Here is a 13,440-nt window from a genome sequence, read left to right on the forward strand (position 1 = left end):
CATCTCGGCTCCACCGCGCTGACCTGAACAACAGCGGCGCGTCAAACCGAACTGCGCTACTATCCCGCTTTGGCGCAACGCTTCGCGCAACAACCAGGTGACGACCTACCGTTTCACCGGGCAGCGATGGGACAGCGGCACGGCGTTGTATTTCTACCAGTCCCGCTGGTACGATCGATCATCGGGCGATTTTCTCGCCGCGGATACGGTAATTCCCCAGCCGGAAAATCCGCAGAATCTGAACCGTTACAGCTACCTCGGGAATCAACCTCTCCGGGTTCATCGATCAAGCGGACATGCAACCATATGTGGAACAAGCGTAGATGATGGTTGTGGCGGCATAGATGCGCTCCACAGCATTGAATTGCAACTGCGGCGAGAAGACTGGATCAATCGGCGCCAAGCAAGCGTATCAGTATTACCTGGCGCACCCTGGCGAGGACGCAGGCGCCTATCAGCCACTCCCGCAACCGAAGAATTCAACGGCATCATCTCGACCGGGTAATGCGCAAGCTCAAGCGGAGTTGGGCGCAGAAATCTTGGCGGAGTTAGCACTGAAGCGCAGCGACCACCAATGGCGTAATCTTCGAGGCGATGTCCGGTTATGGGGGGAATGCATCTTTCGGCGTAGGGCTCTATGCTGTTGGAGTTTTCGGGACATTTGGTTCCGGGAAAGCTCTCCACCAAGCGACTGTGACCATTACTCGCAATGGCGAAGTTGCATCCCAATATACGATGACGAGTGGGAATATGACGAACGAGGAGGCTGCTCTTGGGTTTCCTCGCTCATCGTTGGCAACGCATACTGAGGCCCGCGCTGTGAAGCAAATCCCCATGCTATCTGGTGACACGATGATTATCATGGGTCAGTATCCACCTTGTCCATCATGCAAAGGGGCCATGAACGTTGCGGCAAGAGTCAACGGCACTATCATCATTTATCGTTGGCCTGGGGAGAATGGTCAACTCCGAAATGAGGTGCAATGAAGAGATTAACAGTTCGAGCAATTTCAGTACAAGAATTGGAGGATCTGAATGCTTTTGTAATCGCGCTGTATGATCAGAAGGAAATGCCAATGAGTTGGATTGAAATCCAGCAACCCCTGACTCTTAACACACAGGATCAGCAACTTGGGTTGGATACTTACTGTGTTACAACCAATACCGGTGCGTCGCACTACGGCGGGATTACTTCATGCATTCTTCGCGGTCGCGTATTGAGGATAGAATTCTCTCAACCAGCGGGATCTGTCCTAGGTTTGGGGGAAGCGTTGGAATGTTACCTTCTAGTACCGATGACGGTTATCACCTCACTTCGATTTGGGCTGGAACGTATGCTCCAGAACAATGTTCAGTGTTCATCAATGTGAAGGTGAACTGCAAGCACTGGTATCCCATTGTGCCGATGAAGCCTGAGATACTTCCGTGGCCGAATCTAATGTGCAGTCCAGGCAGGGTGAATGCCACGGCGAGTAAGTCCAGTGTGGGGAGTTATGTGTACGGTGCGTCGTCGCCGGGGAATTGCCGGGCGGGGACGCAGGCGACGAAGCCACATGCGGTGCTGCAGGCGGGCAGCAGCAACGTCTACAACTACGGCTGCAGCAGCATGACCGGGCGCACGGTGGGCGGCGTGACCTACACCCTGGTCTACGATGCGGAGAACCGGCTGCCAACCGGTAAAGCAGGGAAGCACGGCGCTGTTGCTTCACCCACTGGCACTGCGGACGGCAGCAACCGGGTGAAGGCGGTGATGGGGAGCAACACGACGGGCGGACTTTTGCCACGAATTGCACGAATTGACACGAGACGAAACTCGATTCGTGTAAATTAGTGAAATTCGTGGCAGAGAAAACGGTCAACGAGACCGGCGGCCGGCTGTCGGAGATTCGCTACAAGCCGTGGGGCGAGAGCCGCTACACCTTCGACGCGACCCCGACGCAGCGCCGCTTCACCGGGCAGGTGCTGGACGAGGTGGCGGGCGGATTGTATTTCTACAACGCCAGATACCACGACCCGGCGCTGCCGACCGCGGCGCGATCCGGTTCGAAGGGCGAAGAGCGTTGACGGCGTTGAGCGCCTGACCCAACAGATTGATGCGAGTAGAATAGCCGGCTGCCAGCAGAAAAACCTCGCGCCAGCGGTCTGGCTCTGCACGGACCAGTCGCGCCGCCTCGCTCGCATAATCGGGCAAGCTGGCCAGGTGACACGCGGCCAGAAATTCCTGAAAGGTGCGATGTGGAAAGGTGTAGGCTTCGGTCTTGTGGCGGATGAGCAGACCGGCTCGCTCACGAATGTAATCAATGAACACGCCGGCCTTGTTCCAGTCGTTGTTCAAGAAGGGCGCCAGCCAGGCGCGCAGTTCGCCTTCGGCGATGTCCGCCGTGTCGCCATCACCGCTGTGCCGGCTGTGGGCCTTGAAGGCCACCGCGTACAGGCGGCTCGCAGATCGCTCATTTCAGGGTAGGGGATGGCCGGGTGCTCCACGATACCGGCGCCGGCGCCGGTTGGATTTGCCCATCGCTCCAGGAGCAATTGCACCGCCTCGGTGTACAGTTGGGGTGGGGGTCTTAGGGCAACTGCCCGGTGAAGGGCGGGGAGCCGCGCCATGATCGTCAAGAGCAGAGGACGTTCGGCCAGGAGACCGCGCGCAGGCAATCATACCGCAAGCGGACGCCGCGGTCAGTCCCCGCCTGCGCCAGATTTTGCCACGAATTGCACGAATCGACACGAAGGCAGAGCCAACTTGGAAATTAGTGAAAATCGTGGCAGCGGGAAGCGAGGCGGATTCTCCGAGTGCACGAATTGACACGACAAGGCCCTGAAATTCGTGCAAATTAGTGAAATTCGTGGCAGGGAAATCTGGTCGGACTTTTGCCACGAATTGCACGAATTGACACGAAGACAGAAGCTCGATTCGTGTAAATGAGTGAAATTCGTGGCAGGGAATTGAGGCCCATCGAGACCGACGCGCATCGCCGAGATTCGCTCATGCCCCCAGTCCGCTTCAGCGGACTTCCCATAACAGCCTGAACTTCAGTTCAAGGCTTGGCTTTGACGAATTGCCCGGCCTCAGGTACAATAGTCCGGCGCCTGCTTACAGGCGCCTTTATTTGCGCGGTATGAAGAATGCATCCACATCAAGCGCCAGCGCAGACAACGCCGATGGTGCAAGAAACGAAATGATTAACGAAAAATACGCGGCAAGACGTTCATCGTAAGATAGTAAAGTAAGATAGTAAAAAGGAGATCGTAGAATCGTGGCTCAAATTTCATTAGCGGCGCAGCAGCGCGACCCATCTGCCCATGTCAACCAACTGCGCCAGCAGGGCCTGGTGCCTGCGGTAATGTACGGACACAATATCCCGGCCGAATCCATTCAGATCGAACGGATCAGCCTCGATAAGGCGGTCAAGCAGGGCGCTCTGACCCACCTGACCACGCTCGATCTGGGCACCCGCCAGGTGGCCGTGCTTATCAAGGAACTGCAGCGCCATCCTGTCAAGCGCAATCCATTGCACGTGGACTTCTACCAGGTCTCCATGACGGAAGTGATTGAGATTGCGGTGCCGATCAGGCTGGTTGGCGCACTACAATCTAGCCTGGGCAGTGATTATGTGCTGGTGCATAACCTGGAGGCCGTCATGGTCTCCTGTCTGCCCAGCAACATTCCCAATGCGCTGACGATTGACATCAGCCAACTCACAGCCGAGCACCACATCCTGCACGCCAGAGACCTCGTCATTCCGGCCAACGTTAAATTGGCAATCTCGGCTGACGATGCCGTGGTGATGGTCAGCCGTACCCGCGCCGCCGTCTCTGAAGATACCGGTGAGGCCGCCACGACGAGCACGGCTGCCGAACCGGAAGTCGTGATCAAGGGCAAGGCCGCCAAGGGCGAAGAACTCCCGCCCGAGGATACGAAGAGGAAGTAAGCAACCTCGCTGCTTGTTGGCCGATTCTGCTTATGCTGAAACCGGGTTTCATCACTGAAACCCGGTTTCTTAGTGCTTTTTTATGTTAGAATTCAGCCTTTTGTGCGCGTGAAGTCCACGCTCGACACGACCGCAAGGATCAATGCAACAAAGCGCCGGGTCATGCGACTGCGCGTGGCGCGCGCTGTCAGGAGAACCAGATCATGGCTCATGACAAATTGATTGTTCGCGGAGCACGCGAACACAACCTGAAGAACATCACCGTCGAGTTGCCGCGCGACCAGCTGGTGGTCATCACCGGCCTCTCCGGTTCGGGCAAGTCGTCGTTAGCCTTCGATACGATCTATGCCGAAGGCCAGCGCCGCTACGTCGAATCGTTGTCGGCCTACGCACGCCAGTTCCTGGGCCTGATGGAAAAGCCCGACGTGGATCAGATCGAGGGCCTCAGTCCGGCCATTTCGATTGACCAGAAGGGCGCCAGCCGCAACCCGCGCTCCACCGTGGGCACCACCACCGAGATCTACGACTATTTGCGCCTGCTCTATGCCCGCGTGGGCACACCGCACTGCCCCAACTGCGGCCGCGAGATTGCCCAGCAGAGCGCTCAACAGATTGTGGACTCGATCCTGGAGATGCCAGCCGGCAGCCGTATCCTGATCCTGGCGCCGTTGATCCAGGCGCGCAAGGGCGAGCACAAAGGCATCTTCGAGGATGTGCGCAAGGCCGGCTTCGTACGCGTGCGCGTCAACGGCGAGGTGCATGATGTGGATGAGGAGATCGAGCTCGATCGCTACAAGAATCACACCATCGAAGCGGTGGTGGATCGCCTGGTAGTGGTGAAGGACGGCGAGGGCGCGCTCGATCTTAGCCGCCTGACCGACTCGGTGGAGACCGCGCTGCGTCTGGGCGGCGGCGCCATCCTGGTCAGCGATGTCAGTCAGCGGGACGCGGCTGCGACCGATCGCCTCTACTCCGAGCATTTTGCCTGCGTCCACTGCGGCATCAGCCTGCCGGAGATCGAGCCGCGCACCTTTTCGTTCAACTCACCGCACGGCGCCTGCCAGACCTGCAGCGGCTTGGGCGTGCAGATGGAGTTCGACCCTGAGATGATCGCGTCGAATCCTGATCTGTCGCTGGCAGAGGGCGCGCTCAATGTCAGCGGCTGGGGCAAGCAAGGGCAAAAGGACGAGGAGAATCACTATCGCCAGCTCCTGCGCGCCCTGTGCGCCAAGCACCATATCCCCTTCACGGTTGCGTGGAAGGAATTGAGCAACCGCCAGCGCGAGATCATCCTCTTTGGCGCCGGCCAGGCGGAGTCGGTTGCGATTACGTACCACAACACCGCCGGCCAATTGCGCACCTACGAAACGACTTACGAGGCGGTCATCCCGCACTTGCAGCGGCGCTACCGTGAATCCACCTCTGACTATATCCGCTCCGAGATGGAAGAATTGATGACCTCGCGCCCGTGCCCGGTCTGCGGCGGCAAGCGCCTGCGCCCCGAAGCCCTGGCCGTGACGATCATCAATCAGAACATTGATGTGGTGACGCAGTTCTCAGTGATCGAAGCCCTGGAATGGGTGCGCCTGCTGCAAGGAGAGACGGCGCCGGTCATCACGGTCGCGGCCAATGGCCGCGACGGCGCGCCCGAGAGCCAGCGCGTGGCGAAGTATGGCGATGCCCTGGAGGTGCCTGCGGCCTCACCGCTGACGCAGCGCCAGTGGACCATCGCGCGCCAGATTCTGAAGGAGATTCGCGCCCGGCTCGGCTTCATGGCCGATGTGGGCCTGAACTACCTGTCGCTCAAGCGCGGCACCGCCACGCTGTCTGGCGGCGAGGCGCAGCGCATCCGCCTGGCCACGCAGATCGGCTCGCAGTTGATGGGCGTGCTCTACATCCTGGACGAGCCGTCCATTGGCCTGCATCAGCGCGACAACGCGCGCCTGATTCGCACGCTGATTGCCATGCGCGACCTGGGCAACACCGTGCTGGTGGTTGAGCATGATGAAGAAACGATGCGCGCGGCCGATTGGATCGTGGATATGGGGCCAGGCGCGGGCGAGCACGGCGGTCAGGTGGTCTGCTCCGCGCCGCGCGATAGCTTCATCGAGTGTCCCGACTCGTTGACGGCCCGCTATCTGCGCGGCGAAGAGCGGATCGAGGTGCCGACCAAGCGCCGCGACGGCAACGGCAAGACCCTGCTCATCAAACACGCCACGGAGAACAACCTGCAAGGCGTGGATGTGCGCATTCCCCTGGGCAAGTTCATCTGTGTGACCGGCGTCTCCGGCTCCGGCAAGTCGAGCCTGGTGATCGAGGTGCTCTACAAGCGCCTGGCGCAGAGCCTCTACCGGGCCAAGGACAAGCCGGGCGCGCATGAGACGATCCTGGGCATCGAGCAGTTGGACAAGGTGATTGACATTGACCAGAGCGCGATCGGACGCACGCCGCGCTCCAATCCGGCCACCTATACCGCTCTCTTCGGCCCGCTGCGCGATCTCTTTGCCCGCCTGCCGGACGCCAAACTGCGCGGTTATGGGCCGGGGCGCTTCTCGTTCAATGTCAAGGGCGGGCGCTGTGAGGCCTGCCAGGGCGATGGCACCATTCGCATCGAGATGCAGTTCCTGCCCGATGTTTGGGTGCCATGCGAAGTGTGCCACGGCAAGCGCTACAACCGGGACACGCTGCAAATTTTGTACAAGGGCAAATCCATCGCCGACACGCTCGACATGACGGTGGAAGAGGCGCACGAGTTCTTCAACAACATCCCGGCCATTCGCAACAAGCTCAAGACCCTGGAAGCGGTGGGTCTGGGCTATATCCGCCTGGGGCAGGCAGCCACCACCTTGAGCGGCGGCGAGGCGCAGCGCATCAAGCTGAGCAAGGAGCTGAGCCGTCGCGACACCGGCGATACGCTCTACATCCTGGACGAACCGACGACCGGCCTGCACTTCGCGGACACGCGGCGCCTGCTGCAGGTGCTGCACGACTTGGCCGACCGCGGCAACACCCTGGTGGTCATCGAGCATAACCTGGATGTCATCAAGTCGGCCGACTGGGTGATTGACATGGGGCCGGAGGGCGGCAACGGCGGCGGCCGCATCATCGCCGAGGGACGCCCGGAAGAGGTGGCGCAGGTGTCGGCCTCCTACACCGGCCAGTTCTTGCAGCATGTCTTGCCGCAGATCGGGCGCCTGCCAGTCTCGGCAGCGTTCGACCCGTCCACCCCTGTGAACTAGCCGCTCCTCGGAGGCCGCTGATGGCGCTGTTTCGTGCTCTGACGCACCGATCGTTTGCCCTCCTCTGGGTCGGGCAGACGATCTCGCGCGTCGGCGATCATCTCTATCAGGTGGCACTGGCATGGTGGGTGCTGGAAAAGACCGGCTCCGCGCTGGCGATGGGCACCGTGCTGACCTTTTCGATGGTGCCGATGCTGCTCTTCGTCCTCATCGGCGGCGTGGCGGTGGATCGCCTGCCGCGGGTGCGCCTGCTGCTGATCTCTGACCTGGGCCGGGGCATCGCGGCGGCGGGCGTGGCATGGCTGGCCCTCAGCGGGCGCCTGGAAATCTGGCACATCTACGGGGCCAGCCTGCTCTTCGGCCTGGCCGACGCCTTCTTTCAACCGGCGTATCTGGCCCTGGTACCGGAGTTGACCCCGGTCAGCGCGCTGACCAGCGCCAATTCACTGACCAGCCTCAGCATGCAGGCCGGCCGCATCGTGGGGCCGGCCCTGGGCGCGGCTCTCGTGGGCCTGGGTGGCACCACGCTGGCCTTTGCCGGCAATGCGCTCTCGTTTTTTGCCGCGGCGCTGTTGGTGCTGCCGCTCCTGCGCCTGTCCACCGCGCCGGCGCCGTCTGCGTCCCAGGGCATGCATGGCATCGTGCGCGACCTGCGCGAAGGGCTGGCCGTGGTCGCCGGCAGCCCCATTCTGTGGGTGACAATCCTCTTGTTTTCCCTGACCAACATCACGCTGGCCGCACCGTTTGCGGTGGCGCTGCCTTTCCTGGTCAAAGATCACCTGCACGGTGATGTGCGCACCCTGGGCCTGCTTTATGCTGTCTTTCCCATCGGCTATGTCCTCGGCGGGCTGTGGATGGGGCGTTACCCGCGCTTACGTTGGCGCGGTTTGGTGTCCTACGGCGGCGCCATCGTGGCGGGGCTGGGGCTGGCCGTACTGGGCGCCAACGTGCCGCTGGCTGTCATCTTGCTGGCGGCCCTCATCAACGGCGCGGCGTTGGAGGTCTTTGGCCTGATCTGGACGAACATCCTGCAAACTGTGGTGCCGGGCGACAAGCTGGGCCGTGTGGCGAGCTTTGACATGCTCGGCTCCTTCATGCTGCTGCCGATTGGCTACGGACTGACCGGCTGGGCCACCGAGGCGCTGGGGCCGGCCCTGGTTTTTATCGCTGGCGGTCTGTTGACGGCATTGATTACCGCGCTCGGCCTGTTGCATCCCGCGGTGCGCCGTTTCGATTGAGTGCGACCTCACCCCCTTCTCCTCTCCGCAGAGCGGAGAGGAGAAGGGGCAGGGGATGAGGTGAGGTCACTGGCAGGCGCCGTAGGCGAGTGAGGTCACGAGTTTTCCGTCCGCGCTGAGCAGGTCGGCGCGATCGCCGCCGTTGTTCCAAACGGTATCTTCTGTCCATTTGAGATCGGTCGGCGGTTTGTTCAGCGCCTGCGGGCCGCTGTGGATGCGCACGCTGGCGCCAGACGCCAGGGTTAGATCAGCCGGAAGAACAAAGACCTGCTCAGGGATCAAGCGACAAGGAGTGCCGCCGTAGCTCTGCAAACGCCAGCCGGCCAGTGACTGCGGCGCGGTACTCTGGTTCGTCACTGTGACCACCTCATCGTCGCCGGCGTACATCATGCCGGTGATGGCGATCGAGCTATTGACGCTGCGCGTGGCCGCCGGCGCCGGGGTGGGCGTACGCGTCAGGGCAGTGGCGGCAAGTGTCGGCCGTGCAGTAGGCGTGCGCGCCACGGTCGTGGCTGACAGCGGCGGCCGTTTGATGTCACCAGCGCAGGTTTGCGGTGACCAGAGGCCACGCCCTTGCTCTTGCGCCAGCTGCTGCGCCTCACGAAAGACACGATTCAGAGAATAGGGCCGGTCCCTGTAGTAGGTGTACTCCAGCGCAAAGCCCTGCGCAATCGCCTCCAGATTGAACAGACGGCCATCGCTCAGCCACACATAACGCAGCCAGCGCCCGTACTGATCTTTGTCGTCCTGCTGCGGGTCATCCTGCAGATAAACGGTTGCGCCGGCGAGAAGGCGCTTGGCGTTGGCCGAAGCCTCATTGCCGAAGCACTGCGCCGTCCGATAGGGTCCCACCACTTCAGGCGTGTTGATGCCCAACAGGCGCACGCTGACCGTCTGACTGTCAATGCGTACATCAATGGTGTCGCCATCAATCACGCTCAGCACCTTCCCTTGCGGCAGGTTGAGTGGCTGGTCAGGATAGTTGGGCAGGCGCAGCGGCGTTGGCGTGACCACGCTTATCGTCGCGGTTGGCTGCCTCGTTGGCGTCCGCGTGACCACGCTCACCGTCGCTGCCAGCGACGCCGTTGGCGTTGGCAATCCCTTGGGGGCCGGGGTGCGCGCCTGACAGGCGCTGAGCGCCACAATCAACACCACCGGCGCCCATCGCCGCACAAAACCGATCAAATCCACAATCAAACTCCTATCTGCTCTTTGCAGAGATTAGAGATCAGAGAATAGAGACCAGGTTTGTGGAAAAAGGGAGTTGTGTGAACTGGAGTTTCAGGTCGCCAGTCTTCAATCTCCGGTCTCCAATCTCCGGTCTCCGCTCCCTGCCACGAATTTCACCAATTTCCACGAATCTCCAATCTCCGGTCTCAAATCTCCGCTCCCTGCCACGAATTTCACCAATCTCCACGAATCTCCGGTCTCCGGTCTCCAATCTCCGGTCTCCAATCTCCAACCCCAGCAGCCTCTCCTTTCTCCACAACCCCCAACGAAATCCCCCCAGGCCGCCATCGCTGCGCAGCGCCCGGTGACAGGGAATGACCAGTGAAACTGGATTTGTGGCGCAGGCGTGCCCCACTGCGCGGGCGCCATTCTTCATCTGCAATGCGCTGGCGATCTCGCCGTAGCTCAAGGTGGCGCCGTAAGGAATCGCCTGCAGCGCACGCCAGACGCGCCATTGGAAGGGCGTGCCGGGGATGTCGAGCGGCAGGGCGATGTCCTGCACGGCGCCGGTCAGGAAGGCGACCAGGGTTTGCGACCAGGCTTCCAGGGTATCTGTGGCCGGTGACAGGGTGGCCGTGGGATACTCTGCCTGCAGCGCGGCAAGCAGGGCGGCGTCATGATCGTCGAGGGCGACGAAACTCAGACCGTTGCTCGTGCCGGCCGTCAACAGCCGCCCCAGGGGTGAATCTACACAGTTCCAGGCCAAATTCATGGAATGAACCGACTGCCTTTCAGTTGACTGATTCGGGTCCGAAAACAGATGATAGCCTGGCATGCGCGGCTAGTCAAGTTCATCTTCTTCCAAAATCATTCCGAGGGCGTGGCGGTTGCACGCAAGGTGCTTTGACATGTGTGTGCTGTGCGCTACAATAGAGGCGCCCGGCGACTGCAAGTCGCTGCAACGGCTGCGAAGCCCACCAATTTGATAACTCAGTATAACCTGCGTGGGCTGTTGCCCCAAGTCGGGACACGAGGAGACTTTCTACAGTATGACCATGGGCGTGACTGATTTGTTGGCGCACATTCCACCGCCGGCTGTGCGGCGCCTGGCCTTGCGGGTCAGGCCGGCTGCGCAGCGCGCCCTGCGGCAGGGGCATCCCTGGTTGTTCGAGCAAGCGGTGATCCAGCAGCCGGACACGCCGGGAAATCCAGGCGATCTGGCTGTCATCTTCGACGATCAGCGGCGCTTCCTCGCCATCGGCCTCTATGACCCCACCTCGCTGATTCGGGTGCGTATTTTGCAGCGCGGCGCACCGGCCACGATCAATCAAACCTGGTTTGCCGCCCAGTTGGCCGCGGCCGCGGCCCGCCGCGCCGCCTTGCCCGGTCAGGGCACCACCGGCTATCGGCTGCTGCACGGCGAGAACGATGGCCTGCCCGGCCTGGTCATTGACCGTTACGACGCGGTTCTGGTGCTGAAGATCTACACCCTGGCCTGGATTCCCCACCTGACGACTGTGCTTGCCGCGCTGGCGGAGGTCATCCCGGCGCAGGCCGTGGTGTTGCGCCTCAGCCGCGATCTGCAACGCCAACCGGTGTGGCTGCACGGCCTGGCTGATGGCATGACCCTGGCCGGCGATCTGCCCGATGCGGCTGTGCGCTTTCATGAGAATGGACTGTGCTTCGAGGCCGATGTGCTGCGCGGCCAGAAGACCGGCTTCTTCTTCGATCAACGCGAAAACCGGGCACGCGTCGCCACGCTGGCCGCGGATCGCCGCACGCTGAACGTCTTTGCCTACACCGGCGGTTTTTCGCTCTACGCCGCGTCCGGTGGCGCGCCGGAGGTGGTGAGCCTGGACCTCAGCGCGCCGGCCCTGGCCGCGGCCGTGCGCAACTTCGAGTTGAACCGGCATCTGCCGGCCGTGGCCGCGGCGACGCACACGGTGTTAGCCGCCGATGCGTTCGATGCCCTGACCCACCTGCGCCAACGCGGGCAGCGTTTCGACCTGGTGATCGTGGACCCACCGGCCCTGGCGAAGCAGGAGAGTGAGGTGAACGGGGCCTTGCGTGCCTATCGGCGCTTGACCCACCTGGCCCTGGGGGTGCTGGCGCCCGCGGGCACGCTGGTCATGGCCTCGTGCTCCAGCCGAATCAGCGCCGCGGACTTCTACGCCACCGTGGAGCAGGCCGCGGTCGAAGCTGGTCGTCCACTGCAACCCTTTGCGCATTCCGGTCACGCCGTGGACCACCCCATCGGCTTCGCAGAGGGCGCGTATCTCAAATGCCTGTTTGCCACGGTGCGGTGAGCCCGAGGCATGCCGGCTTTTCTCCAAACGTAGATGCACTTCCGTAGTTCCTCGCGCCCGTGTTCACCCATCTGCTGACTGCTGTTGCCTTTGCCGTTGGGTAATATCAGGATCTGATGGATGCCAAAATCCAGTTTTTCCGCAATGGCGGAAAGTATCATGTCCACGGCGATGCTGGCGCCGGCATACCTGACGTTGTCATTGACCATGAACAAGGCGCCACCGGGCTTCAGCACGCGTGAACACTCAGCAATAATACAGGCCATCTCGTAGAAATAGCCCCTGACCATGCGTGGAATGCCGTTGTTGTTCAGCAGGCCGCGCGCTTTCTGATCTTCAAGGTGTTCCAGAATGGCTTGCAGGAGTTCCGTGCCATCGGCGGCAGCAACAGCCGCCGTCCAGCCCGGGTTCATCGCCAGCAAGTCCTTGGCTCGGTTTTCGACGGTGCAGCTCAACATCTCCTGGCGCAAATGCGATAACTGCTTTTCATCCGTTCCCAGTAATGCCAACTCCAATGCGTAGGTGCGCGTGTAGTCATACCGATTGCAGTAAGGCGGAGATGTCATGATCGCATCGTAAACGCCCCGGCCAAGGGTGGGCATCACGTGCAAACATGAGCCATCGTATAGGTGAATTCCACCTTGCGCCGTTGTGGTTGGGAAAAAACTCATTTGCGCTGTGACCGGCTGCAGGTCCTCAACCATCTCGTTGATTTTTTCGGCAATCGCCTGGTCAAAACTCAGGATGATGCCTTTGTCGAATGGCCTTGCGCCCTGCTTGCGGCCGGAACGATAGTCCCAGCGCAAATACTGCCCGTCTTTGCGCGTATAGCTAATGGCTTCGAGGATGCACAGTAAGGCGAAGCGTAGAACAGTTTGCACCTGAGGGTTTTCGCACCGGCTGACGGCAAGGTATTTTTCAATAGCTGTCTTGGTGCTATCTGGATAAGCCCCTTTTGTAATCCGCAATTCGGGTAAAGGCGTGTGGTTTGCGTTCGCTTGCCAAACGCGATCTGTCACCCACCGGCGCAATGTCTCGAAATCCTCCGGCGTAAAATCGGCTTCCAGCAAGGTCTTGGTGGCAATGATCTGCTGACCGATGGGTAGGAGTTCAATGCCCTCTGAATCAAGCCCGAGCGCGCTGGCTGCAAACAGCGTCGTGCCGCTGCCCGCAAAGGGATCGAGGATTTTCCCCTGCATGACGCCGTATTTCTGAAACAGGTATTCGACCAAAGCGGCCGAGAACGCCTCTTTGTACTTGTACCAGCGATACACCGGGCGCGTCTTATTGGCCTGAAAACTAACCAACGCGCGCGTGAGTGCCGGCTGAACCTGAAACTTCTGCCTGAAATGGTGCTCCAACTCGTGATCGAGCCGTGCAATGTCGTCCAGGACGATCGTCATGTTTGCTGTCTGATGTGGGCTTTCTTTGTTCATTGCCAAGTTGCTTTGTCAGTTGAATCCATGTACCCAGAGTATACCACACGATCTGCCTGTCAAACCATTGCGCTCCGTCGTTCTGATTGAAAACGATCATTTGACAACGGCCATGTTGT

12 protein-coding genes are annotated in these 13,440 nt (G+C 60.8%); 9 read left to right on the forward strand and 3 right to left on the reverse strand.

Features of this window, described 5'->3' with window-relative positions:
* Window positions 1-97: 97 nt before the first annotated feature.
* From IPM84_03730 to IPM84_03765, 8 genes are all read left to right on the forward strand, one after another.
* Window positions 98-505 (forward strand): hypothetical protein, encoded by a 408-nt coding sequence (locus IPM84_03730; protein MBK9091878.1) that lies wholly within the window; start codon window positions 98-100, stop codon window positions 503-505.
* An 89-nt stretch (window positions 506-594) separates the two neighbouring features.
* Window positions 595-987, forward strand: a complete 393-nt coding sequence (locus IPM84_03735; GenBank protein ID MBK9091879.1) for a hypothetical protein — start codon at window positions 595-597, stop codon at window positions 985-987.
* Complete coding sequence (locus IPM84_03740; protein MBK9091880.1) at window positions 984-1,370, forward strand: hypothetical protein; 387 nt, start codon at window positions 984-986, stop codon at window positions 1,368-1,370. The genes IPM84_03735 and IPM84_03740 overlap by 4 nt, the downstream gene beginning before the upstream one ends.
* Before the next feature lie 86 nt (window positions 1,371-1,456).
* Entirely contained in the window at window positions 1,457-1,831 is a 375-nt protein-coding gene (locus tag IPM84_03745) for a hypothetical protein (GenBank protein ID MBK9091881.1), read from the forward strand.
* Between the two features lie 8 nt (window positions 1,832-1,839).
* On the forward strand, window positions 1,840-2,064 hold the full coding sequence (locus IPM84_03750; GenBank protein MBK9091882.1) for a hypothetical protein: 225 nt from the start codon (window positions 1,840-1,842) through the stop codon (window positions 2,062-2,064).
* A gap of 1,193 nt (window positions 2,065-3,257) precedes the next feature.
* The gene (locus IPM84_03755; protein ID MBK9091883.1) at window positions 3,258-3,932 is read left to right on the forward strand and encodes a 50S ribosomal protein L25; all 675 of its coding nucleotides are present in this window, start codon (window positions 3,258-3,260) and stop codon (window positions 3,930-3,932) included.
* A gap of 203 nt (window positions 3,933-4,135) precedes the next feature.
* On the forward strand, window positions 4,136-7,171 hold the full coding sequence (uvrA, locus tag IPM84_03760) for an excinuclease ABC subunit UvrA (protein ID MBK9091884.1): 3,036 nt from the start codon (window positions 4,136-4,138) through the stop codon (window positions 7,169-7,171).
* A gap of 20 nt (window positions 7,172-7,191) precedes the next feature.
* Complete coding sequence (locus tag IPM84_03765; protein ID MBK9091885.1) at window positions 7,192-8,409, forward strand: MFS transporter; 1,218 nt, start codon at window positions 7,192-7,194, stop codon at window positions 8,407-8,409.
* 66 nt (window positions 8,410-8,475) lie between these two features.
* Here IPM84_03765 and IPM84_03770 read toward each other — a convergent pair whose 3' ends face one another.
* Together IPM84_03770 and IPM84_03775 are read right to left on the reverse strand one after the other, a co-directional pair.
* The gene (locus IPM84_03770) at window positions 8,476-9,600 is read right to left on the reverse strand and encodes a thermonuclease family protein (protein MBK9091886.1); all 1,125 of its coding nucleotides are present in this window, start codon (window positions 9,598-9,600) and stop codon (window positions 8,476-8,478) included.
* Window positions 9,601-9,637: 37 nt separating this feature from the next.
* A complete protein-coding gene (locus IPM84_03775) occupies window positions 9,638-10,351 on the reverse strand; it encodes a methylated-DNA--[protein]-cysteine S-methyltransferase (protein ID MBK9091887.1) in 714 nt (237 codons plus the stop codon).
* Window positions 10,352-10,634: 283 nt separating this feature from the next.
* Between IPM84_03775 and IPM84_03780 the strand changes: the two genes are divergently transcribed.
* Entirely contained in the window at window positions 10,635-11,885 is a 1,251-nt protein-coding gene (locus tag IPM84_03780; GenBank protein MBK9091888.1) for a class I SAM-dependent methyltransferase, read from the forward strand.
* Here IPM84_03780 and IPM84_03785 read toward each other — a convergent pair.
* A complete protein-coding gene (locus IPM84_03785; protein ID MBK9091889.1) occupies window positions 11,813-13,321 on the reverse strand; it encodes a site-specific DNA-methyltransferase in 1,509 nt (502 codons plus the stop codon). The two genes, IPM84_03780 and IPM84_03785, sit on opposite strands and share 73 nt — an antisense overlap.
* Window positions 13,322-13,440 lie beyond the last annotated feature (119 nt).

Origin of the sequence: Candidatus Amarolinea dominans (assembly GCA_016719785.1) — a bacterium.
In the GTDB taxonomy this organism is placed as follows: Bacteria; Chloroflexota; Anaerolineae; order SSC4; family Amarolineaceae; genus Amarolinea; species Amarolinea dominans.